The organism is Bacillus sp. FSL P4-0290 (assembly GCF_037975435.1).
Taxonomy (GTDB): domain Bacteria; phylum Bacillota; class Bacilli; order Bacillales; family Bacillaceae; genus Bacillus; species Bacillus subtilis.
Map to the genome: position 1 here is coordinate 3,064,185 of NZ_CP150253.1, position 22,544 is coordinate 3,086,728.

Here is a 22,544-nt window from a genome sequence, read left to right on the forward strand (position 1 = left end):
CTTTTTTTACAAAAAAACGGACCCTTTTAAAAGGGTCCGTTTTCCTACACATCAAGAGGGTGCTGCAGGATCATATTATTTTGCAAAGATTGAAGCTGAAGCCTCATTCTGTACAGCTGTTCTCTCTGCTGATCATTTGACGACAGCCATAGTTTATTCAAGGCATTTACCGCATCTTCTAGCTGCATTTGTGCATCACTATATTCTTGATCGTTATAATGCTCTTGTTTAGAAGCGATTTTCAGCTGTTCTTCAGCATAATCATAGGCCTGCATACATTGCTGGAGATGTTCATCTACTGATTGTCTTGTTGCCACAGTAACCCCTCCTCTTGGTAATGGAAATCATCCATCATTCATATTGTAGCCTCATCTGACTTTATTCAATAAAGTAATTTATGGTCGATATTCATTTGTTCTCTTGTGAAATGCGTGCTACAATTTTAGGATGCAATCGTACGCAAGGAGGCACATGAATTGTGATGCAGAACAATCCTTTTCCTTATTCAAATACGGAAAAACGCTATCATACATTGAATTATCATCTCAGAGAACATTTCGGCCATAAGGTGTTTAAAGTAGCGCTTGACGGCGGTTTTGACTGTCCGAATCGGGACGGCACCGTAGCCCACGGAGGCTGTACTTTTTGCAGCGCAGCAGGCTCCGGCGATTTTGCCGGGAACCGGGCCGATGATTTAATTACGCAATTCCATGACATCAAAAACCGCATGCACGAAAAATGGAAGGACGGTAAGTACATCGCTTATTTCCAGGCTTTCACAAACACTCACGCCCCGGTTGAGGTGCTTCGTGAGAAATTCGAATCCGTCCTCGCCTTAGATGATGTGGTCGGCATTTCGATCGCCACACGCCCGGACTGTCTGCCTGATGATGTCGTTGATTACTTGGCAGAGCTGAATGAACGTACGTATTTGTGGGTGGAGCTTGGGCTTCAAACAGTTCATGAACGGACTGCACTTCTGATCAACCGCGCACATGATTTTAACTGCTATGTGGAAGGCGTCAATAAATTAAGAAAACACGGCATACGTGTCTGCTCGCATATTATCAACGGGCTGCCTTTGGAAGACCGGGACATGATGATGGAAACGGCAAAGGCCGTCGCAGATTTGGACGTCCAGGGCATTAAAATCCATCTGCTTCACCTACTGAAAGGCACGCCAATGGTCAAGCAATATGAAAAGGGGAAGCTGGAATTTCTTTCTCAAGATGATTATGTGCAGCTCGTCTGCGATCAGCTTGAGATCATTCCGCCTGAAATGATCGTCCACCGCATTACAGGTGACGGACCGATTGAGTTGATGATCGGGCCAATGTGGAGCGTCAACAAATGGGAAGTGCTTGGCGCCATTAATAAAGAGCTAGAAAATCGAGGCAGCTATCAAGGAAAGTTCTTTCAGCGGCTTGAGGAGGAATCAGCGCTATGATTTTGAAGAAAATTCTTCCCTACAGCAAAGAACTGCTGAAAATGGCCGCGGGAGAAGGAGATATTGTCGTAGATGCGACAATGGGCAACGGACATGATACACAGTTTTTAGCGGAGCTTGTTGGTGAAAACGGTCATGTGTACGCATTCGACATCCAAGAATCAGCCGTGGACAATACAAAGGAACGGCTCGGTGACATGTATCAAGCGCGAACAACGTTATTTCACAAAAGCCATGATAAAATCGCTGAATCCCTCCCGCCTGAAACACATGGCAAAGTGGCGGCCGCGGTATTTAACCTCGGCTATTTGCCGGGCGGGGACAAATCAATTACGACAAACGGCAGTTCTACGATCAAAGCAATTGAACAGCTTCTCAGCATCATGAAAGACGAAGGTCTGATTGTTCTCGTCGTCTATCATGGCCACCCGGAAGGCAAAGCTGAAAAAAACGACGTGCTCGAGTTTTGCCGGGACTTGGACCAGCAATCAGCCCGTGTATTAACTTACGGGTTTATCAATCAGCAAAATGACCCGCCATTTATTGTCGCCATCGAAAAAAAAGCTCAGATCAGCAAATGATTTGAGCTTTTTTCTTTGAGTTTTTCATCCAGGATATTTTTTGAAATTTCCGGTAGGCTCTGCCGTTGATATAAAAGAAAAAGGAAGTTTTTCCGCTGGCTTTGATCAGCTTCCTTGCGAGCCGGCCCATTTCCTTTTGGCCCGCCACTTTATCATCCGACAAATAAACGCCAAGCAAGCCGCGATTGATTAAACGATGGAAGTTTTCATGCGGAATGCCTTGTAAATGCTCGTCGGCTTTATGGATAAAGTGTTCAAGCCGGTCCATCATCTCTTCATGAGACTGATAATACGAGCAGAAATTCAAGTCTCCTTCCAGCAAGTCCTCCTCTTGATCAATCAAATAATCAAGCAGGATATGAAGACCCTGTATGTAAGGAAAATAACTGTCGCGGATTTTTTTAGCGGTGCTTTCTGTGAAATCAGGCTGGAACGAATACGCAACCAGACAGAAAATGCCTAACGTTGAGCCTGCACAGGCTGAAAATTCATACCATTCCATCTCAGGCAGCTCTGATTCATATTGAGTAAACCACTTTTCAAGCCGCGGAACACGCTCATGCTCAATAACGTGCTTATGCACCTGCAAATCGCAATAATAGCCGCACAGTTCAAGCAGATAAGGTTTAATCATGTCATAGTGCTCAATGGAACCAAGGACACGCTGGCACGTTTTGACCAGTTCGTGCAGATATCCGCTGTCATCCTGTTCTTCCCTGAATTGATAATAGTTTTGCAGTTCCGCCCCAACTGTCAGTGCATCCTGCATTGAGGCATGGAGCATCCGAAAATCCTGCGGGTCCAGCGAGGTGCTGCGGTCACACAGATTGTCCAAATAATCACTAATCGTTTGATACGCGATGATAAACTCGACACATTTCTGTTTTTGGCTGCCTGACAATAAGGCCAGTATGCCGCCGCCTTCACAGTGAAACGTTTTGTCCCGAATACTTGCGGTTGCCTGTGCTTTCAATTCACTGTTATGAATCGATTCTGATTTTTGCTTCCATATGTCCAGCTCTTGATGAACGAGCGGAAAAATATCTCGATATACCTTTGCCATCAATCCAAAAGGATGTTCCGGTACTGTCAACACATGCACCCCCTACTAGTTCAAATATATTGATCAGTAAACGCTCTTGCTGCTTTAAAGACATCTTCTCTCTCGGGTTCATTGAAGATCTCATGGTAAAGCCCTTCCCACTCTCTGTATGCTTTATTATGAGAAGCAACACCATTAAACCACTTGATGACCATCGTTTTGTCAACAAGCTTGTCATCACCGGCTTGCATCACAAGAAGCGGAACTTTCAAAAATGCCTCTGTCGGCACCATTGCCGATTCAATTGTCTTTAAAAGCTCTCTGTACCATCTGACAGAAACTTTCCTGACGTATAACGAATCATTTTGGTCAGCCTCGATGACGTCCTCATTGCGCGTCGCCATATCAATTGATAATCCCGAATCAACCTTAAGTGACGGAGCGATGACATTCAGGCCTTTTGATGCAAGATCAAGCGCTTTATTGACTTTAATTTGCAGTCCGAGACACGGTGATGATAAAATAATTCCCGTAATCCGGGGATTTCTTTGCTGTTTAACCCATTCAATCGCGACCAGACCGCCCATGCTGTGACCTAGAAGAAAAACCGGCAGATCAAAGGTTCGCGCTTTATCTATCCAAGCATCTACTTCATCAATGTATTCTTGAAACGAGCGAATATGCCCTCTCGCTCTTGTCGTTGTTCCCTGTCCAGGCAAATCGCCCATGACAACGTGATAACCCGAAGACCGCCACATTTCAATCAGCCATTTATATCGTCCGTGATATTCACTTGCCCCGTGAATGATTACAATCACTGCAACAGGTCTGTCTGCTTTCCAGGTCCACATGCTCTTCACCTCATACGAAATTTAAATAGAGAAAGAAGGATGAATCTTATGATCTACCCTTATAAGGAACACAAGCCAGATATCCACCCAACAGCCTTTATAGCTGATAATGCAACAATTACCGGTGATGTCGTGATCGGAGAACAGTCCAGCATTTGGTTTTCTGTTGTCATAAGGGGAGATGTTGCACCGACCAGAATCGGAAACAGAGTCAATATCCAAGATTTAAGCTGCCTTCATCAAAGCCCGAACAAGACGCTGCTCATTGAAGATGACGCCACGATAGGCCATCAGGTTACACTTCATAGCGCTGTTATCCGCAAGAACGCCCTAATCGGCATGGGCTCAATCATTTTAGACGGAGCCGAAATTGGCGAAGGCGCTTTTATTGGTGCCGGCAGTCTTGTCCCGCCCGGAAAAATCATTCCGCCTGACCATCTCGCCTTTGGCCGCCCTGCAAAAGTCATCCGCCCTTTGACGGAAGAAGACCGAAAAGATATGCAAAGAATACGGTCAGAATATGTAGAAAAGGGCCAATATTATAAATTTCTTCAACAAACATAAGACCTGCTTCGTCTTACTTTACCATTTTTCAAATTATATTTGAAAGCAATAACCATCGTTAACCCGGACGTCATAACAGTTCGGGTTTCGATTTTTCCATAAAACGTTCACATATAGCATGAAACGTATGACTTTTATCTTATCACAAAACTATAAACAGCCTCTGCAAAAACACATACCTATTCTTTCCTGTTCTCTATTTTCTATGAGCACACACAAAAAGAGCCCACTGGGAGCTCTTTTTGTCAGCTGATATTTCGTTCGCTGGCAGCAGCTGCATTTTTTTTATGAAACCCTTTTCCATAGTACACAGCCAGCAAGATGAGAAACCATATCGGCCCGATAATCACGGCTACTCTTGTATCAGGGCTGTAAGCCATAAGAATGACGACGAATGCTAGAAATGCCAATGACACATAAGACGTAAACGGAAATAAAGGCATTTTGTACTTTAATTGTTTCTTTTCTTCCGGCTTCAAACTTTTCCTGTATTTTATTTGAGAAAGCAAAATGATTGCCCACGTCCAAATCGCTCCGAACGTCGCAATACTTGTAACCCAAGTAAATACCTTCGCAGGGACAACATAGTTTAACAGCACTCCGACTAATAAAGCGCCCGCTGAAGCCAGAACAGCTTTACCCGGGATGCCGCCTTTCGTCAGCTGACCATATGCTTGTGGCGCCTCTTTCTGTTCCGCCAAGTTAAACAGCATCCGCCCTGTGCTGAAAATACCGCTGTTGCATGAAGACAGCGCGGCTGTCAACACGACAAAGTTAATGATACCTGCGGCCGATGGAATGCCCACTTTTTGAAATGTGAGAACAAATGGACTTCCTTGAGAGCCAATTTCCTGCCACGGATAAATAGACATAATGACAAATAAAGCGCCTACATAAAAAATCAAAATCCGCCAAAATACTGTATCGATTGCTTTGGCTAACGATTTTTGCGGGTTTTTTACTTCGCCAGCCGTCACCCCGATCATTTCAATCCCTAAATAGGCGAACATGACCATTTGAAGAGACAATAGAACCCCTTTTAAACCATGAGGGAAAAATCCTCCGTTGTTCCACAAATTGCTGATTCCAGTTGCAATGCCCCCATTGCCGACTCCTGCAATAATCATCAATAAACCGACAGCAATCATGGATAAGATCGCAACAATTTTAATCAATGCGAACCAAAATTCCAGCTCACCGTAAGCTTTGACAGCCAGGAAATTAACACCCGTCATAATGACCAGTGCCGATAATGCCCAAATCCAGTTTGGCACGTCAGGAAACCAGAACCCCATATAGATGCCGACAGCAGTAATTTCGGCCATACAGGTGACAACCCATAAAAACCAGTAGTTCCACCCTGTTAAATAGCCTGCAAGCGGCCCCAAATAATCACGCGCATACCTGCTGAAGGAGCCTGCGACCGGTTTTTGAATGGCCATTTCCCCAAGCGCTCTCATAATAAAAAACATGACCAGGCCGCTTGCGGCATACGCTACCAAAATACCAGGCCCTGCTAATTGAATAGCTGATGCGGAGCCGAGGAACAACCCTACTCCTATTGCAGCTCCTAAAGACATTAAAGAAATATGCCTTTCTTCGAGTCCGCGGTGCAGCTCTTGTTTTTGTTTTTGCATGCTTTCTTCTCCCCTAGAAAAAAATTCATTAAATCATTTTTCTGAATATTTCGTATGAATTGGGTAAACCAATGATGATGGAGAAATAAAAGGATAACAACAAGGCTTTCGACTACTCGAAAGCCTTGTTGTCTGTTACACAAAGATGACTTCTTTAGGCTGATGGCTCAGCTCTTCAGGCATATACCGTTTTTCAATATTGATGCTGTGCCAGATCATAAAGATTAGCACAGTCCAGATTTTACGGCTGTTATCAGCCTTGTCCGCACAATGGTCTTCAAGAAGCTGAAGGACATAATCCTTATGGATATAAGCATCCGTTTGGCTTTCCTGAATAATATTCCGCACCCATTCGTTCATTTCGTTTTTCAGCCAATGACGGATCGGTACAGGGAAACCAAGCTTTTTGCGGTTTAATACGTGCTCAGGCACAATTCCTTCAGCGGCTTTGCGAAGAAGATACTTCGTCGTGCCGTTCTTCGTTTTCAGCTCATCAGGAATTTTTGAAGCGACGTCGAATACGACTTTATCCAAGAACGGCACACGCAGTTCCAAAGAATTCGCCATCGTCATTTTATCCGCCTTTAACAAAATGTCGCCGCGCATCCAAGTGTGGATATCGACATACTGCATTTTGTTGATATCGCTGTACGAGCTGCTTTCTGTAAAGTAAGTCTTCGTCACATCGCGATATGAAAGGTTCGGATTATAATGCTTCAACAGCTGCTTTTTGACAGACTCTTCAAAGATTTTAGCGTTACCGATATAACGATCCTGAAGCGGAGTGCAGCCGCGCTCAAGCAGGCTCTTCCCTCTCATACCTTCAGGCATAACGGCAGCAACGTGCAGAAGCATCTTTTTCAAGCCGGACGGAATCCGTTCAAACGGTTTAAGCGAAAGCGGTTCACGGTAAATGTTATATCCGCCGAAGAGCTCATCCGCTCCTTCACCTGATAAAGCAACCGTTACATGTTTTTTCGCTTCTTTTGCAACAAAGTACAACGGAATCGCTGCCGGATCAGCAAGCGGGTCATCAAAATGCCATACGATCTTCGGAAGCTCATTCATGTATTCCTCAGGCGAAATGACTTTGCTGATATTTTCAATGCCCAGCGCCGCTGCCGTTTCTTTCGCTACATCAACCTCACTGAAGCCCTGCTGTTCAAAGCCGACAGAGAATGTTTTTAAGCTTGGATGAAATTCCTTCGCAACAGACACAATAAAGGAAGAATCAATCCCGCCAGACAGGAACGAACCGACAGGAACGTCACTTCTCATATGAACGTTTACAGAGTCATAGATCGCGTCTCGGACTTCTTTCACAAGCTTGTCTTCTTCAGTCTGAACCGGCTTGAAGTTCGCTTTGAAATACGTTTTGAATGTGATATCGCCGTCCGGGCGGATTGTGAACTGTGAACCCGGCTCTACTTTTTTCACATGGGCATCAAGCGTGCTTGGTTCAGGAACAAATTGGAAAGACATGTACTGCTGCAATGCCTCTTTATCTATTTCAATATCATTCTGAGCAACCATTAAACTTTTTCTCTCTGAGGCAAAATAAACCTGATCATTGATCGTTGTGTAGTACAACGGTTTAATGCCGAATGGATCTCTTGCCCCATAAAGCACATGATCGTTTTTATTCCAAATCAGAAAGGCAAACATACCGCGCAGTTTGGACGCCGCTTCTTCTTTATAGTGACGGTAAGTCGCAAGAAGAACCTCTGTGTCCGAATCCGTGTTGAATGTGTACCCCTTTGCTTCAAGCTCTTCTCTCAGTTCAATATAGTTATAGATTTCTCCGTTAAAGATAATCCAATATGTTTCATCTTCATATGATAAAGGCTGTCCGCCATTTTCTACATCAATAATGCTGAGCCGTCTGAATCCGAAGCCGACGTGCTCATCATGGAAATATCCATCACTGTCAGGACCGCGGTGAACGATCATTTGGTTCATTTGTTTGATTAGTTCTTCTTGATCAGCGGTTTGAGCTAACGGATGCTTGTTAAAAACCCCGACAAATCCACACATAGTATTGCCTCCATAATTAAAATTGTCATCATTGAACCCCTATTTATAGACGCTGTGAATAATATTTGGTTTCACAGTTATGTAAAAAAATAAACATGAATACAACGATAAAAAAGGGAAAGCCGCTTAACCAGTAAGCGGCTATAAAATTATTCTCCTAACGCTTCTTTACGCAGCTGCTCCGCTTTGTCTGTACGCTCCCAAGGAAGGTCAACATCGTGACGTCCAAAGTGGCCGTACGCAGCAGTTTGTTTGTAGATCGGACGGCGCAAATCAAGCATTTTGATAATGCCGGCAGGTCGTAAATCAAAGTTATTGCGAACAACTTCAATCAGTTTTTCCTCAGAAGCTTTTCCTGAACCGAATGTGTTGATTGAGATTGACACAGGCTGTGCAACACCGATCGCGTAAGCAAGCTGTACTTCGCAAGAATCAGCAAGCTCAGCCGCAACGATGTTTTTCGCAACGTATCTTGCCGCATAAGCTGCAGAACGGTCTACCTTCGTCGCGTCCTTACCTGAGAACGCGCCTCCGCCGTGGCGTGCATAGCCGCCGTACGTATCAACGATGATTTTGCGTCCTGTAAGTCCCGCATCCCCTTGAGGGCCTCCGATTACGAAACGTCCTGTAGGGTTAATGAAATATTTTGTTTCTTCATCAATCAGCTCTTCAGGAACAACCGGATTGATTACATGTTCTTTAATGTTGCGCTGAATTTGCTCAAGTGTAATTTCAGGGTGATGCTGAGTTGAAATCACAATCGCGTCAATGCGGACTGGTTTGTTATTTTCATCGTACTCAACCGTTACCTGTGTTTTGCCGTCAGGGCGAAGGTACGGAAGAATATCTTCTTTACGGACTTCACTTAGGCGGCGGGCTAATTTATGGGCAAGTGAAATTGGAAGAGGCATAAGCTCTTTCGTTTCGTTGCACGCATAACCGAACATTAATCCTTGGTCACCCGCACCAATCGCTTCAATTTCTTCGTCGCTCATTGTGCCTTCACGGGCTTCAAGCGCTTGGTCTACGCCCATCGCGATATCAGCAGACTGCTCATCAATTGATGTTAAAACCGCACAAGTTTCCGCATCAAATCCGTATTTTGCACGTGTGTATCCGATTTCTTTAATGGTTTGGCGAACCGTTTTCGGAATGTCAACATACGTAGAAGTTGTGATCTCTCCGCTTACAAGAACCAAACCTGTTGTCACAGATGTTTCACAAGCAACACGCGCGTTAGGGTCTTTCTTTAAAATTTCATCTAAAATGCTGTCAGAAATCTGGTCACAGATTTTATCCGGATGCCCCTCCGTAACAGATTCTGATGTAAATAAACGACGATTTTTACTCATGATTTGCTTCCTCCTGCACAAGGCCTCCCGAAAGACCTTGTATATATGATACGGAACTCGCTCCCTCTTATACAATGTACAGTTATATTAGAGAATGTTAATTGGCATATTTATGAAATAAAAAAACCTTTTCCATCGAGGAAAGGGTTTGGTCTTTGTGCCTTTCACTCTTATCGCTCAAGGAATCATACAACCTTGCAACAGGTTAGCACCTTGGTTGTCTCACTCAGTTGAACATAATAAATAACAGAGAAACCGGTTGCTGGGCTTCATAGGGCCTGTCCCTCCGCCAGCTCGGGATAAGAGTATCCGCTCAATGAAATATCTTATCGTAAAAGGGTTTGCAATGTCAATATGATTCAGAAGAAATAGGCACCTATATTGAGGGAAAACAATGGAAATGCACACACAAAAAATAATAAATAGTATAGACTATTTGAAAATATATGTTATACTAATTCACAATTAGCAAAACACAAAAAACGATAAAGGAAGGTTTCATATGAACTCAGTTGATTTGACCGCTGATTTACAAGCCTTATTAACATGTCCAAATGTGCGTCATAATTTATCAGCAGCACAGCTAACAGAAAAAGTCCTCTCCCGAAACGAAGGCATTTTAACATCCACAGGTGCTGTTCGCGCGACTACAGGCGCTTACACAGGACGCTCACCTAAAGATAAATTCATCGTGGAGGAAGAAAGCACGAAAAATAAGATCGATTGGGGCCCGGTGAATCAGCCGATTTCAGAAGAAGCGTTTGAGCGGCTGTACACGAAAGTTGTCAGCTATTTAAAGGAGCGAGATGAGCTGTTTGTTTTCGAAGGATTTGCCGGAGCAGACGAGAAATACAGGCTGCCGATCACTGTCGTAAATGAGTTCGCATGGCACAATTTATTTGCGCGGCAGCTGTTTATCCGTCCGGAAGGAAATGATAAGAAAACAGTTGAGCAGCCGTTCACCATTCTTTCTGCTCCGCATTTCAAAGCAGATCCAAAAACAGACGGCACTCATTCCGAAACGTTTATTATTGTCTCTTTCGAAAAGCGGACAATTTTAATCGGCGGAACTGAGTATGCCGGTGAAATGAAGAAGTCCATTTTCTCCATTATGAATTTCCTGCTGCCTGAAAGAGATATTTTATCTATGCACTGCTCCGCCAATGTCGGTGAAAAAGGCGATGTCGCCCTTTTCTTCGGACTGTCAGGAACAGGCAAGACCACCCTGTCGGCAGATGCTGACCGCAAGCTGATCGGTGACGATGAACATGGCTGGTCTGATACAGGCGTCTTTAATATTGAAGGCGGGTGCTACGCTAAGTGCATTCATTTAAGCGAGGAAAAGGAGCCGCAAATCTTTAACGCGATCCGCTTCGGGTCTGTTCTCGAAAATGTCGTTGTGGATGAAGATACACGCGAAGCCAATTATGATGATTCCTTCTATACTGAAAACACGCGGGCAGCTTACCCGATTCATATGATTGACAACATCGTGACTCCAAGCATGGCCGGCCATCCGTCAGCAATTGTATTTTTGACGGCTGATGCCTTCGGAGTCCTGCCGCCGATCAGCAAACTGACGAAGGAGCAGGCGATGTACCATTTCTTGAGCGGTTACACGAGTAAGCTTGCCGGAACCGAACGTGGTGTCACGTCTCCTGAAACGACGTTTTCTACATGCTTCGGCTCACCGTTCCTGCCGCTTCCTGCTCACGTCTATGCTGAAATGCTCGGCAAAAAGATCGATGAACACGGCGCAGACGTTTTCTTAGTCAATACCGGATGGACCGGGGGCGGCTACGGCACAGGCGAACGAATGAAGCTTTCTTACACTAGAGCAATGGTCAAAGCAGCGATTGAAGGCAAATTAGAGGATGCTGAAATGATAACTGACGATATTTTCGGCCTGCACATTCCGGCCCATGTTCCTGGCGTTCCTGATCATATCCTTCAGCCTGAAAACACGTGGACCAACAAGGAAGAATACAAAGAAAAAGCAGTCTACCTTGCAAATGAATTCAAAGAGAACTTTAAAAAGTTCGCACATACCGATGCCATCGCCCAGGCAGGCGGCCCTCTCGTATAAAAAACAAAAGCCAAGAGCAATTATGCTCTTGGCTTGTTTTAATTGACGGAATGCAAAGAAGTCAGCTTGTATGTAATGATGGTCCGGCCTTCTTCCCATTGAAGCTTCTGCACTTCAGCTGTGCCTGACTTTTCGCCAAACTTTGTTTTGCGTACATCCATTGGAATCTCCATCGGATATACTCGGTATCCGTCCTTCTCTAACGTGAATATATTTTCATCTATGCGAACTTCTTTTCCTTTTGTCACAATCAGTGTATTAAATTCAATAGGCATTCCCAAAGTGAAATCCCCTTTCGTTCTCTTTTTTCTTTATCATAACATATTTCACTGTCAGCGGTTTTTCATCCATTGTGTGAGCTGCCGCACGATACGCCGGTTTTCTTTTGACGGGAAATAATGTGTGAATGTACTGTAGTACCATGTCTCCACCGGCTTATGCAGTTGTTTTAGCTTTTCTTCAAATAAATAGGAATGCTGAATCGAAACATTTTGGTCTTTTTCTCCATGGATTAACAGCACGGGAGCCTGAATTTTGTTTACTTGGTCAAACGGTGTCCTCCATTGATATTCCTCAGGCACCTTTTTCGGTGTTCCGCCGATGACTCTTTTCATCATTCGCCGCAAATCCTGCCGCTCCTCGTATGTAAGAATCATATCACTGACGCCTCCCCAGGAAACAAATGAAGCTGCCTGCCTGCCCATTTCGATAGCAGTAAGCATTCCCATAATTCCGCCGCGAGAAAAGCCGAAGATGTGGACTCTATCCTTCTTGACATTTGGGTGCTGCTGAAGCAGGCGAAAAGCAGAAAATGCATCCTCCCTGTCTTCTCCGGCAAAATCCTCATTGCCTTCTCCTCCTTGATTTCCTCTGTAAAAAGGAGCAAACACCACAAACCCTTGGGATGCAAACTGGATAATCCGGCCCGGCCGAACCATGCCCACGCTTTTAATCCCGCCGCGCAAATATAAAAATCCGTCATATTGTCCCGGTTCCGCCGGCTCAGCCAGAAGCCCCTTAACCCGTAATCCATTTGACAGATAGCAGATCGTATACAAACGCACATGCTGGCTTGGCGACGGAAATCTTCTTTTCTCTACAATCAAAACAGCCGCCTCCTTTTTTTTCTATATGCTTTCCTTACTCCAAAATTACATCCGGAGAACCTGGTTAGGCATTCACACATTTTTATACCCATCATACGATATGTAAAGCAAAAAAGGATATTAACTTGATGCGAAATAAGGAGGTTGTCTATGTGAACAGATGGTTAAGGCTGGGCTTCGCCTGTGTCGGCAGTATCTTTCTGATGTTCGCCCTGGCGGCTTGCAAGCAGGAAGAAACGCTCACCAAAGTCAAAGTAGCTGAAGTGACCCATTCAATTTTTTACGCACCTTTATATGTTGCTGAGTCTAAAGGTTTTTTTAAGGAAGAAGGGCTTGATGTCGATGTGAATACGACCTGGGGCGGAGACAAAACGATGACATCGCTTCTTTCCAACGGCTCCGACATCGCGCTTGTCGGGTCAGAAACATCTATTTATGTCGAAGCGCAAGGGGCTAAAGATCCCGTCATTAATTTCGCCCAGCTGACTCAGACAGACGGAACGTTTCTTGTCGCGAGAGAAGATGTTGAACACTTCGACTGGGATCAGCTGAAAGGAAAAACGTTTCTCGGCCAGCGAAAAGGCGGCATGCCGCAAATGGTCGGCGAGTATGTGCTGAACAAACATAAGATTGACCCGCATAAGGATATAGACCTCATCCAGAACATAGACTTCGCCAATATTGCCAATGCGTTTGCTTCTGGAACCGGTGAGTATGTACAGCTCTTTGAACCGCAGGCTTCTCTCTTTGAGAAAAAAGGCATCGGCCATATCGTTGCTTCATTCGGAGAAGAATCAGGAGAGGTTCCTTATACGACTTTTATGGCGAAACAAAGCTATTTGAAGAAAAATGAAAGCACAGCCGTAAAGTTTACAAAAGCCATTTATAAGGCGCAGCAGTGGGTTGAAAATCATTCTGCGAAGGACATCACAGATGCCATTAAAGATGAATTTGATGATACCGACCCAGACGTCATCGAAACATCCATTGAACGCTATAAAAAACAGCATTCATATTCGCCAGACCCTCTGCTTAACGAAAAAGAATGGGAGCTTCTCCAAACCATTATGGATCAATCGGGAGAACTGCCGAAGCACATTCCATACAATCAGCTTGTAAATAAAGAAATTGCTGAAAAAGTCACCTCGGAGAAATAGGAGGCGCCATCTATGTCTTTCTTACATGTCGACCATGTAACCCATACTTATTTTTCTATTAAAGAAAAAACAACGGCTGTGCGGGATATTCATTTCGATGCCGAAAAAGGTGATTTCATCTCATTTCTCGGCCCAAGCGGCTGCGGAAAAACAACACTGCTTTCCATTATTGCCGGTTTGATTGAGCCATCAGAAGGCAGAGTTCTGATTGAAGGCCGTGAGCCGAATCAAAAAGAACATAATATTGGCTATATGCTTCAGCAGGATTACTTATTTCCCTGGAAATCTATCGAGGAAAATGTGCTTCTCGGTTTAAAAATCGCCGACACGCTGACAGAAGAAAGCAAAGCCGCTGCACTCGGTCTATTGCCGGAGTTCGGCCTCATAGATGTGGAGAAAAAATATCCGAAAGAGCTGTCAGGCGGGATGCGCCAGCGGGCTGCGCTTGCAAGAACACTTGCGCCTAACCCTAGTCTGCTTTTGCTGGATGAGCCATTTTCCGCGCTTGATTTTCAGACAAAGCTGTCTTTGGAAAACCTGGTATTCCGCACATTAAAGGAATATCAAAAAACAGCAGTGCTTGTCACTCATGATATAGGGGAAGCGATAGCGATGAGCGATACGATCTTTTTATTTTCAAATCAGCCGGGCACCATCCATCAGATTTTTACCATTCCTAAGGAATTGGCCGCGATGTTGCCTTTTGACGCCCGTCAGGAACCTTCCTTCCAGACACTGTTTCAAACGATATGGAAGGAGCTGAATTCTCTTGAGAAACAGCAAAGAAACCATTGATCTGCTTCACGAGCAGTATCAATTCAAACAGAAAAAGGAAAAGTGGAAGGTCCATTCCTTTCAGCTTGCCATATTTATTCTCTTTTTCTCGGGCTGGGAAACCTCCAGCAGGCAGGGCTGGATCGATCCGCTGATCTTCAGCTCTCCCTCAGCTGTGTGGCGATTATTGCTGGAGAAACTTGGTGACGGTTCTTTACTGTCACACATCGGCGTCACTTTATTTGAAACGGTGCTTGGCTTTTTGCTTGGGACGTTTATGGGCACGTGCCTCGCCGCTTTGTTATGGTGGTCTAACCGACTTGCCAGAATTTTAGATCCGTATCTTGTGATTTTGAATGCAATGCCGAAAGTGGCCCTAGGCCCGATCCTGATTGTCGCGCTCGGTCCCAGTTTTATCAGCATCATTGCGATGGGAGCCATCATCAGCGTCATTATCACAACGATCGTTGTCTACACCGCCTTCCAAGAGGTCGACGAAAACTATACGAAAGTCATGAAAACATTCGGCGCAAAAAAGTGGGTTATTTTTAAAGAAGTCATACTGCCTGCATCCTCCCCCGCGATTATTTCAACACTAAAAGTGAACGTCGGTTTATCATGGGTTGGCGTCATTGTAGGGGAATTCCTCGTTTCGAAGGTCGGATTAGGATATATGATTATTTACGGATTCCAAGTCTTCAATTTTACACTCGTCTTCTTAAGCCTGCTGATCATCGCCATCTTCGCCACTCTGATGTATCAGGGCGTCGAGCTGCTGGAAAAGAAATGGACGAAGGGGAGGACATAAAAAACCCGGCATATATGCCGGGTTTTTTTATTCAATCCATCCAGATTCTTTCAGTTTTTTCAAGCTGATCGGAAGTACGGAATCCTTCATAATAAAGCTGAATTTTTTATTGCGGGAAAGGTTCTCCGGAAGCTCGTGAAACAAAACCGGGCCTTTCGTTTCAAAGTAATCAGCCTGCTTTTCAAGCTTTTCTATATCTGCAAAATATATATTTTTTACAATCACTTTTTCTTTTCCGAGAACTTTATACTGTCCGAGATACTTGAGGCTTTTGACTCTCGCGCCCGTCTCTTCCTTTACTTCCCGGAGCGCAGCCTCTTCTGCGCACTCCATCGGCTCTACTTTCCCGCCTGGAAACTCATAGCCTCTGTCCTCATGTTCTGTTAAAAGCCATTTACCGCCAAAACGGCAAATCACCCAGACATGCTTCGGGCTGTCCGAGAAAGGCTGATCGTCAAAGGAAAGCTGAACAGTATTCTGATAATAATCTTTAAACTCGTACATGTTTATCCCTCAAATCCGTTCCTAGCTATCTTCCATACATCATACCACAGTTACGTTTCTTCGGAAGCCTTTTATCAAAAAATAAGGGACCCAGCACGCCGTCAGGTTCTGCATGCAGACTAGCTCGTACAGTTTTTTTGCGATACTTTTGCCGGAAAGTGCGACCGACGCTCTGGGCTTTATTATGACCCGCGAACAGGGAAAAGTTACGGTTTGCGCTTAAATTTATTTTTTAACGTCTCTAAAAGATCGACAAGCATCTGAGGAACCGGTATGCCAAGAGAGCTGGCTGTCACAACAATTTGCACAGATTCATAAAGAATATAAAACATAATAGCCAAGTCACGAATTGATCCCTGTGTATTCAGCAGCTGATCAAAAAAGTGGCATACAGAGATCAGAGCCAGCGTGACTAATTTTTTGACAAGCCGGGCAAATACCTTTTTAAATGACAGTTTGTGAATAATGGTTTCCTTCAAAGTCGTACTGATAAATTCAATTGCCATAAGAGAGAGCAAAATCAGAAATGAATACTGAAAACCTCCAAAGAAAAAACCCGCTGCTGAAACGCTGACTGCTAAAAACGAAAAGATGCCAAAGTCTCTATCCATTTATCCCAACATCCTTTCACAGAAACGGCCTTACGATATTCTATGGTAAACAAGCCGAACGGATTGGATTTTTCAGAAAAATGGACTGGTTGTCGCCTATTTTTAAGATACAAAAAGAAAAGCCGGACGTCTTTTTTAAGACATCCGGCCGTTCTATTTTTGAACTTAACCTAGGTAAGCTTTTAGCATCCAGTTATGTTTTTCAATATTTTGATGGATCGCAAGAAGCATGTCCCCTGTTGTTTCGTCACCGACTTCATCAGCTAAATCCATGCCGTTTTTCAGCTCTTCCGCGATGACTGTGAAATCATCATATACGCTTTGAACCATTTGTTCAGCTGTTTCATTTCCAGCAGCTTCTTTGACAGAAGCCGTTTCTAAGGATTCCTTCATTGTTGCAATCGGTTTTCCGTTCAGCGCCAAAAGACGTTCTGCTAAGTCATCAATATAAGTTGCTGTTTCGTTGTACAGCTCCTCAAACTTTTCATGAAGAGTGAAGAAATCTTTCCCTTTCACATACCAGTGATAATTATGTAGTTTCACATACATGACCGTCCAGTTGGCTACTTGTTTGTTCACTGCTTGAATCAATTGTTCTGACATGGTATCTCCTCCTTGTTATATGACTATGTATACCCTTAATATCGTACGCTAAAACCTCTTTTTTACCCTTATCTGTCACGATTTCTTCTATTATGCTACAATTGTTAAAAAACGGGAGGTGGAATGTCATGACGCTTCTCATTACGATAAGTATTTTGATTGTGCTGGCTGTTTTGCTTGTAACCATTTGGACGACTGTAAAAGCCTATAATGTAAAGCATACCATTGATCCACCACAAGAAAATCACTCTGATTCACACAATCAATGATGATGTGAATGCTCCTCTTCTGACTGATTGCTGGCAGCATCGGCGTCTCCGACTTGGACTTTTAAGGTCGGCATGCTATGCTGTTTTTTTGCTGTGACATGAGATTGGACAGTGTATACACCATCTTCCTTAAACGTCGTTTCCAATCGGTATACGCCTTTTTCTTGTTTCGCCTTAAACATTTGGCTTGCGTCTTTTTCCCCTTCTTTCCATACTTCAAACTCTACTTCATCGGCATCCGTCACAGCTTCATCACCATATGATACAGCTGCTTCATAAGCAGCGCTTTCTCCGGGATTTACTTTTTCAGGCCCGGTCAGCTTGACATCCAAAACCTCGGGCGTCTCAGCTGTATTTGCTTTGCTTTCACCAGATCCGCATCCATTAAGCAAAAAAGCAGAAAAAAGCAGAACAACCAACATCTTTTTCATGCCATCACCCTTTCATCGTTTACTTAAATAGTAGCAAACGCTTACAGCAAATGGTACACAAAATATGAGACGTCACAAAAAAGACCTTTTTGCTTAAGCGCAAAAAGGTCCTTTCTATTTTAGCCAAATACTTTTAGCAATTCTTCTTTATCCTGTGAAAGCCAGAAACGCATTAAACGTTTAGCGCCTTCCAGATCATGAAGCTTCGCTTGGCCGCACTGCTTTTCATTCGCAGCAGGTATTTCTGTAATCTCTACCGCTTCCTTCATTGTGTCTTCAAGCAGATCAACGATTTCCGCTGATGTCGGCTCTCCGCTCACAACTAGATAATAGCCTGTCTGGCAGCCCATTGGAGAAATATCAATGATATCAAAATGATCGTATTTCTCAGCGTGAGAACGAATCGTAAACGCGAGCAAATGCTCGAGTGTGTGGATGGTGTCAGGCTTCATCGCCTGTTTATTTGGCTGGCAAAAACGAATGTCAAATTTATTGACAACGCCGTCTGTTCCCACTTTATGCACGCCGCAATGTCTTACATATGGAGCAACAACCGCATTATGATCAAGCTCAAAACTTTCTACTGAAGGCATAATGGCACTCTCCCCTTTTTTAAAAATGTAATTTCATTATAACATACTTTTCCGATAAGAATTATTGATTAACTTTTCAATCTGTGTTTTTTTTCTTATACTTGCATCAGAAAGGTTGCTGAAGAAACATGAAAACCCTATTCATCGCTCTGATCAGAGGATATCAAAAATTCATCTCGCCCCTGACACCGCCAACGTGCCGCTTTTATCCGACCTGTTCCCAATATGGAATCGAAGCGATTAAAACACATGGCGCTTTAAAAGGCGGATGGCTGACAATCAAACGGATTTTGAAATGCCACCCGTTCCATCCAGGAGGAGTCGATCCCGTTCCTGAAAAGAAACAAAAACATTAATTGTTATAACCGTTTACGATAAGATCCAGTTTTCCGGTTTTAGGATCAATGACTAAGCCATGGACCGGAACGTTTTCAGGGAACAGCGGGTGATGTTTAATAACATCTACGCTGTCTTTCACACTCGCTTCCACTGAATCAAAGCTTTTAAACCATTGATCAAAGTCTACACCGGAGTACTTTATTGTTTCGATGCGTTCTTCCGGAATCCCTCTTGCTTTGATTTTTTCAAGCATGCTTTTGCTGCTGATTTTGCTCATGCCGCAATCGTGATGCCCGATCACACACACCTCATCTGCATTCAGCTCGTACACTGCGACGAGTATACTTCTCATGATGCTTCCGAATGGGTGTGTCACAAGCGCACCGGCACTTTTAATGATTTTCACATCACCGTTTCGCAAATTCATCGCATGCGGCAGCAGTTCAACCAGACGAGTATCCATGCAAGAAAGAATCGCCATTTTTTTATCTGGAAATTTTGATGTTTGATACTTTTCATACTCTCTTTGTTCAGTAAATGTCTTGTTAAATTCGAGAATATCATTTAGAAGACTCATGTTCGTTGTCCCTTTCTATTCTTTTTACTCTTCAATATATCACAACCCTTGTTTATTCGTCATAATAAAAAAAGACAAACCCTCAGGCCTGCCTTATTTCCCCATGTTATAGCGTTTTTTGAACTGCTCAACTCGTCCGCCTTTTTCATTGAATTTCTGGCGGCCTGTATAAAACGGATGCGTGTCAGAGCTTACCTCTACTTTAATGACAGGATATGTGTTTCCGTCTTCCCACTCTGCTGTTTCATTAGATGTTTTCGTAGAGGTGCTGAGAAAACGGTAGCCGCTGTTGACATCCTGAAATATCACTTTGTGGTTCTTCGGATGAATTCCTTCTTTCATGTGAATCTCCTTTCAATAAATCGTAATAATTACGTTTTATTTTATAACCTTACAAACGTTTTGTCAATCTTCTTATATCCTTCCCTCTGTTTTCACATCGTAAACCTCATGGCATTTAAGAATAGGAAGAATAATCTAACCGAGGAAGCAAATAATAAACCCAAAATACATACAGAACGTCTTTTTAGAAAGGTGGTTTACGATTGTGGATGATTTAGTTTTGGCCAGAAGCCTCTTTGGCACGACAATGGGCTTTCATATTATTTTCGCAACGCTTGGAGTCGGTCTCCCGCTCATGATTTTAGTGGCGGAATTGATCTATCAAAAAACGAAAGATGACCATTATGCGATCATGGCGAAAAGATGGACGAAAGCACAAGCCGTTTTGCTGGGGGTCGCCATACCGACCGGAACGATCGCGGGCACTCAGCTCGCGCTTTTATGGCCGGGATTTATGGAAGTCATCGGCCGGGTGATGTCCCTGCCATTTCAAATTGAAATCTATGCTTTTTTTGTTGAAGCCCTATTCATGTCGATTTATGTATACGCTGCAGACCGTTTGTCACCTGCAATGAGGATTGTTGCTGTTTTCTTTGTGTTAGTCGGGGCAGCAGCATCCGCTGTTCTGATCACGAATGTTCACGCTTTTGAAGGTACGCCCGCCGGTTTTAAAATTTTAAACGGAAAAATTACAGATGTTGACCCGTGGGCTGCGTTTTTTAATCCTAGCTTTTTTATCACTGCCGGCCATGTCGTGCTGTCCGCGTTTATGACCGGTGCGTTTATCGTGGCTTCTGTTGCGGCGTATAAAATGATCCGAACGAGGAAAAAGGAAAAGGTCTATCGCTTTCACCGGAAAGCCCTTTTGCTCGCACTGACGATCGGCGGTATTTTTTCATTGCTGACCGCTTTGAACGGACACGAATCTGCACAGATGCTGTACGAATACCAGCCCGAAAAATTAGCCGGTGCGGAAGGCCTATTTGAAACAAGATCCCACGCCCCGCTCGCTATCGGCGGTTTTACCGACCCGAATGAAGAAAAAGTAAAATGGGCTATCGAGATTCCATGGGCTTTAAGCTTTTTGGCAGCGAACCGTTTTGACACTGTTGTAAAGGGATTGAATGCATTTCCTAGAGATGAATGGCCGCCGCTTTTCATTCACACGCTGTTTAATGCGATGGTGGGTGTAGGCATGCTGCTAATTCTTTATTCCATCATCGGTGTGGTCTGGAGAAAGGTGCTCAAGAAAGACCGTTTCCCAACGTGGCTTTTGATCATTTTCATGACAGCAGGCCCTTTTAGTCTCATCGGCATTGAATTCGGCTGGATTTTCGCATGTACGGGGAGACAGCCTTGGGTCATCTATCATCTGCTGAAAACGTCAGATGTCGTAACTACGACTGGTTCGATCGGGGTGCTGTTCTTATTTTTCACATTTGTTTATGCCGTGTTAGGCGCAGCTGTCGTCTACGTGCTGCTGTATTATTTCCGCAAGCACCCGGTTGACGAAGATTTAAATACAGCGGAGTCGTAATGGCTCCGCAAACAGGAAACCAAATGGAAGGAAGATCGACAAATGGAGATTTCAACTGACGCTCTGATCGCCATCTCAATTATCTGGGGCTTTGTGTTTATTTACGCCGTCATGGCGACAATGGATTTTGGAGCGGGATTTTGGTCTATGATCTATTTAAACAAGGAGCATATGAAGGCCACCGATATTGCGAATCGCTTTTTGTCCCCGACTTGGGAGGTCACAAATGTCTTTATTGTGGCCATCGTCGTGGCGCTTTTCAGTTTTTTCCCCGGCGCGACATTTGTGCTCGGCACCGTTTTATTAATTCCCGGAAGCATGATTTTACTGCTTTTAGCGATTCGAAGCGGATTTCTCGTGTTTTCAAATACAGCAAAGGAGCGGAAAACGCTAAGATATATTTCCGGCATCTCCGGCTTTATCATTCCTGCTATTTTAATTTTGGTGCTTCCTGTGACACACGGAGGGTTTATAGAAAAAACGGATGGAATCTATAACTTAAATATGTCTAAAATCTTTTCAAGCCCCAACGCCTATTCATTTATCGGGTTTGCGATTTTAAGCACCTTATTTTTGTCCTCGCTGCTGCTTGCAGATGTTTCAAATGTGGCAGAGGAACAGGATGCGTACCGAGCCTACAGAAAAAGCGCCCTGATTACCGGCCCGATTTCACTGTTGTTTGCAGTATGCATTATGGTGACAATGCGGAATGAAGCAAACTGGCTGTACAGCGGAATGATGAATGATTTTACTTGGATTATTGCATCGTTCATTACATTTGTCATTGCTGGAATCGCCCTTTTTCTGCCTAATAAGAGCTTTGGGCAAAACATCGGAAAACCGCGGCTTGCACTTGTCGCGATTGGGATACAGTATTTTCTCGCAAGCTACGCGTACGGGCGGGCGCATCTTCCGTATATGATTTATCCCGATGTGACAGTCATGTCAGGCTTCACAGAGCCAGCAACGTTCAGAGCGCTGTTTGCAACGTATATCGTTGCATTTATCATTCTATTTCCGGGCTTTTATTTCTTCTGGAAAATGTTTATGCGAGATAAACGCTATATCCGCCAGGAGGAATAGAGGGCAAGCCAGCCGGCTATACTAATCCAGAACCTTTATAAGGAGGGGATGGCATGGAGCAGAAAATTCTATGTGAGGTCAACAACTGTTCTTATTGGGGCAAAGGTAACAAATGCACCGCTGATGCCATTTATGTTGTCAGCCATACTGGTGAAACGGCTGAAAACAGCCGGGAAACAGACTGCAAAACGTTTAAGCCGCATGATTTGTAATTAA

Annotated in this window: 27 protein-coding genes and 1 riboswitch; of the genes, 12 read left to right on the forward strand and 15 right to left on the reverse strand. The window is 44.0% G+C overall.

Features of this window, described 5'->3' with window-relative positions; genetic code table 11:
- Positions 1–44 precede the first annotated feature (44 nt).
- Positions 45–317: a YtzC family protein gene (locus tag MKY10_RS16070; RefSeq protein ID WP_003229117.1), complete on the reverse strand. Its 273-nt coding sequence runs from the start codon at positions 315–317 to the stop codon at positions 45–47.
- 161 nt (positions 318–478) lie between these two features.
- Between MKY10_RS16070 and MKY10_RS16075 the strand changes: the two genes are divergently transcribed.
- Entirely contained in the window at positions 479–1,447 is a 969-nt protein-coding gene (locus tag MKY10_RS16075) for a TIGR01212 family radical SAM protein (protein ID WP_024572829.1), read from the forward strand.
- Positions 1,444–2,028: a class I SAM-dependent methyltransferase gene (locus MKY10_RS16080; protein ID WP_015251395.1), complete on the forward strand. Its 585-nt coding sequence runs from the start codon at positions 1,444–1,446 to the stop codon at positions 2,026–2,028. The genes MKY10_RS16075 and MKY10_RS16080 overlap by 4 nt, the downstream gene beginning before the upstream one ends.
- On the opposite strand, the gene tbcS is transcribed toward MKY10_RS16080, so the two are convergent.
- Both tbcS and ytpA read right to left on the reverse strand, forming a co-directional pair.
- On the reverse strand, positions 2,018–3,121 hold the full coding sequence (tbcS, locus tag MKY10_RS16085) for a tetraprenyl-beta-curcumene synthase (protein WP_015251394.1): 1,104 nt from the start codon (positions 3,119–3,121) through the stop codon (positions 2,018–2,020). The two genes, MKY10_RS16080 and tbcS, sit on opposite strands and share 11 nt — an antisense overlap.
- A gap of 20 nt (positions 3,122–3,141) precedes the next feature.
- Complete coding sequence (ytpA, locus tag MKY10_RS16090) at positions 3,142–3,921, reverse strand: phospholipase YtpA (protein ID WP_004398545.1); 780 nt, start codon at positions 3,919–3,921, stop codon at positions 3,142–3,144.
- 48 nt (positions 3,922–3,969) lie between these two features.
- On the opposite strand from ytpA, the gene MKY10_RS16095 reads away from it, so the two are divergent.
- Positions 3,970–4,485 (forward strand): gamma carbonic anhydrase family protein, encoded by a 516-nt coding sequence (locus tag MKY10_RS16095; protein WP_003229106.1) that lies wholly within the window; start codon positions 3,970–3,972, stop codon positions 4,483–4,485.
- A 245-nt stretch (positions 4,486–4,730) separates the two neighbouring features.
- Here the strand turns inward: MKY10_RS16095 and alaP are convergent, their stop codons facing one another.
- From alaP to metK, 3 genes are all read right to left on the reverse strand, one after another.
- Positions 4,731–6,122, reverse strand: coding sequence for an alanine permease AlaP (gene alaP / locus MKY10_RS16100; protein WP_003229105.1), 1,392 nt, complete (start codon positions 6,120–6,122; stop codon positions 4,731–4,733).
- 135 nt (positions 6,123–6,257) lie between these two features.
- Entirely contained in the window at positions 6,258–8,156 is a 1,899-nt protein-coding gene (gene asnB / locus MKY10_RS16105) for an asparagine synthase (glutamine-hydrolyzing) (protein ID WP_004398625.1), read from the reverse strand.
- 149 nt (positions 8,157–8,305) lie between these two features.
- Positions 8,306–9,508 carry a methionine adenosyltransferase gene (metK, locus tag MKY10_RS16110; protein ID WP_003229102.1) on the reverse strand — a complete coding sequence of 401 codons (1,203 nt, stop codon included), beginning with the start codon at positions 9,506–9,508 and terminating at the stop codon, positions 8,306–8,308.
- 167 nt (positions 9,509–9,675) lie between these two features.
- Positions 9,676–9,814: riboswitch (SAM riboswitch) on the reverse strand.
- A 196-nt stretch (positions 9,815–10,010) separates the two neighbouring features.
- Between metK and pckA the strand changes: the two genes are divergently transcribed.
- On the forward strand, positions 10,011–11,594 hold the full coding sequence (pckA, locus tag MKY10_RS16115; RefSeq protein WP_014480627.1) for a phosphoenolpyruvate carboxykinase (ATP): 1,584 nt from the start codon (positions 10,011–10,013) through the stop codon (positions 11,592–11,594).
- 38 nt (positions 11,595–11,632) lie between these two features.
- Here the strand turns inward: pckA and MKY10_RS16120 are convergent, their stop codons facing one another.
- Both MKY10_RS16120 and MKY10_RS16125 read right to left on the reverse strand, forming a co-directional pair.
- Positions 11,633–11,875 (reverse strand): DUF2584 domain-containing protein, encoded by a 243-nt coding sequence (locus MKY10_RS16120; protein WP_015251393.1) that lies wholly within the window; start codon positions 11,873–11,875, stop codon positions 11,633–11,635.
- 51 nt (positions 11,876–11,926) lie between these two features.
- A complete protein-coding gene (locus MKY10_RS16125; RefSeq protein WP_015251392.1) occupies positions 11,927–12,700 on the reverse strand; it encodes a prolyl oligopeptidase family serine peptidase in 774 nt (257 codons plus the stop codon).
- A 152-nt stretch (positions 12,701–12,852) separates the two neighbouring features.
- Here MKY10_RS16125 and MKY10_RS16130 point away from each other — a divergent pair, with 152 nt between their 5' ends.
- From MKY10_RS16130 to MKY10_RS16140, 3 genes are read left to right on the forward strand one after another with little or no spacing between them, the layout of a single operon-like run.
- Positions 12,853–13,857 carry an ABC transporter substrate-binding protein gene (locus MKY10_RS16130; RefSeq protein ID WP_061891030.1) on the forward strand — a complete coding sequence of 335 codons (1,005 nt, stop codon included), beginning with the start codon at positions 12,853–12,855 and terminating at the stop codon, positions 13,855–13,857.
- Between the two features lie 12 nt (positions 13,858–13,869).
- Complete coding sequence (locus tag MKY10_RS16135; RefSeq protein ID WP_003229092.1) at positions 13,870–14,652, forward strand: ABC transporter ATP-binding protein; 783 nt, start codon at positions 13,870–13,872, stop codon at positions 14,650–14,652.
- Positions 14,627–15,439 carry an ABC transporter permease gene (locus tag MKY10_RS16140; protein WP_014477740.1) on the forward strand — a complete coding sequence of 271 codons (813 nt, stop codon included), beginning with the start codon at positions 14,627–14,629 and terminating at the stop codon, positions 15,437–15,439. The genes MKY10_RS16135 and MKY10_RS16140 overlap by 26 nt, the downstream gene beginning before the upstream one ends.
- Positions 15,440–15,466: 27 nt before the next feature.
- Here the strand turns inward: MKY10_RS16140 and ytkD are convergent, their stop codons facing one another.
- The 3 genes from ytkD to MKY10_RS16155 all read right to left on the reverse strand — a co-directional run bounded on the left by ytkD (position 15,467) and on the right by MKY10_RS16155 (position 17,157).
- Positions 15,467–15,943 (reverse strand): RNA deprotection pyrophosphohydrolase, encoded by a 477-nt coding sequence (gene ytkD, locus MKY10_RS16145; protein ID WP_003229087.1) that lies wholly within the window; start codon positions 15,941–15,943, stop codon positions 15,467–15,469.
- 206 nt (positions 15,944–16,149) lie between these two features.
- Positions 16,150–16,554, reverse strand: a complete 405-nt coding sequence (locus tag MKY10_RS16150; RefSeq protein ID WP_003229085.1) for a holin family protein — start codon at positions 16,552–16,554, stop codon at positions 16,150–16,152.
- Positions 16,555–16,719: 165 nt separating this feature from the next.
- Positions 16,720–17,157 (reverse strand): Dps family protein, encoded by a 438-nt coding sequence (locus MKY10_RS16155; protein WP_003229083.1) that lies wholly within the window; start codon positions 17,155–17,157, stop codon positions 16,720–16,722.
- 128 nt (positions 17,158–17,285) lie between these two features.
- Here MKY10_RS16155 and ytzI point away from each other — a divergent pair, with 128 nt between their 5' ends.
- Positions 17,286–17,426 (forward strand): YtzI protein, encoded by a 141-nt coding sequence (gene ytzI, locus MKY10_RS16160; protein ID WP_003229081.1) that lies wholly within the window; start codon positions 17,286–17,288, stop codon positions 17,424–17,426.
- On the opposite strand, the gene MKY10_RS16165 is transcribed toward ytzI, so the two are convergent.
- Together MKY10_RS16165 and MKY10_RS16170 are read right to left on the reverse strand one after the other, a co-directional pair.
- Positions 17,420–17,857, reverse strand: coding sequence for a FixH family protein (locus MKY10_RS16165; protein WP_014480629.1), 438 nt, complete (start codon positions 17,855–17,857; stop codon positions 17,420–17,422). The genes ytzI and MKY10_RS16165 overlap by 7 nt on opposite strands.
- 119 nt (positions 17,858–17,976) lie before the next feature.
- Positions 17,977–18,450 (reverse strand): S-ribosylhomocysteine lyase, encoded by a 474-nt coding sequence (locus MKY10_RS16170; RefSeq protein WP_003219361.1) that lies wholly within the window; start codon positions 18,448–18,450, stop codon positions 17,977–17,979.
- Positions 18,451–18,578: 128 nt separating this feature from the next.
- Between MKY10_RS16170 and yidD the strand changes: the two genes are divergently transcribed.
- Complete coding sequence (gene yidD, locus MKY10_RS16175; RefSeq protein WP_003229076.1) at positions 18,579–18,806, forward strand: membrane protein insertion efficiency factor YidD; 228 nt, start codon at positions 18,579–18,581, stop codon at positions 18,804–18,806.
- On the opposite strand, the gene MKY10_RS16180 is transcribed toward yidD, so the two are convergent.
- Both MKY10_RS16180 and MKY10_RS16185 read right to left on the reverse strand, forming a co-directional pair.
- Positions 18,803–19,366: a carbonic anhydrase gene (locus tag MKY10_RS16180; RefSeq protein ID WP_003229074.1), complete on the reverse strand. Its 564-nt coding sequence runs from the start codon at positions 19,364–19,366 to the stop codon at positions 18,803–18,805. The two genes, yidD and MKY10_RS16180, sit on opposite strands and share 4 nt — an antisense overlap.
- Positions 19,367–19,459: 93 nt before the next feature.
- A complete protein-coding gene (locus MKY10_RS16185; RefSeq protein WP_003219346.1) occupies positions 19,460–19,708 on the reverse strand; it encodes a type B 50S ribosomal protein L31 in 249 nt (82 codons plus the stop codon).
- 205 nt (positions 19,709–19,913) lie between these two features.
- Between MKY10_RS16185 and MKY10_RS16190 the strand changes: the two genes are divergently transcribed.
- Genes MKY10_RS16190 through MKY10_RS16200 form a run of 3 tightly spaced genes read left to right on the forward strand, consistent with a single transcriptional unit; the run spans position 19,914 to position 22,540 of the window.
- Entirely contained in the window at positions 19,914–21,245 is a 1,332-nt protein-coding gene (locus MKY10_RS16190) for a cytochrome ubiquinol oxidase subunit I (protein ID WP_029318296.1), read from the forward strand.
- 42 nt (positions 21,246–21,287) lie between these two features.
- A complete protein-coding gene (locus MKY10_RS16195; protein WP_015251386.1) occupies positions 21,288–22,328 on the forward strand; it encodes a cytochrome d ubiquinol oxidase subunit II in 1,041 nt (346 codons plus the stop codon).
- Positions 22,329–22,381: 53 nt separating this feature from the next.
- Complete coding sequence (locus MKY10_RS16200; RefSeq protein WP_003229069.1) at positions 22,382–22,540, forward strand: DUF1540 domain-containing protein; 159 nt, start codon at positions 22,382–22,384, stop codon at positions 22,538–22,540.
- Positions 22,541–22,544 lie beyond the last annotated feature (4 nt).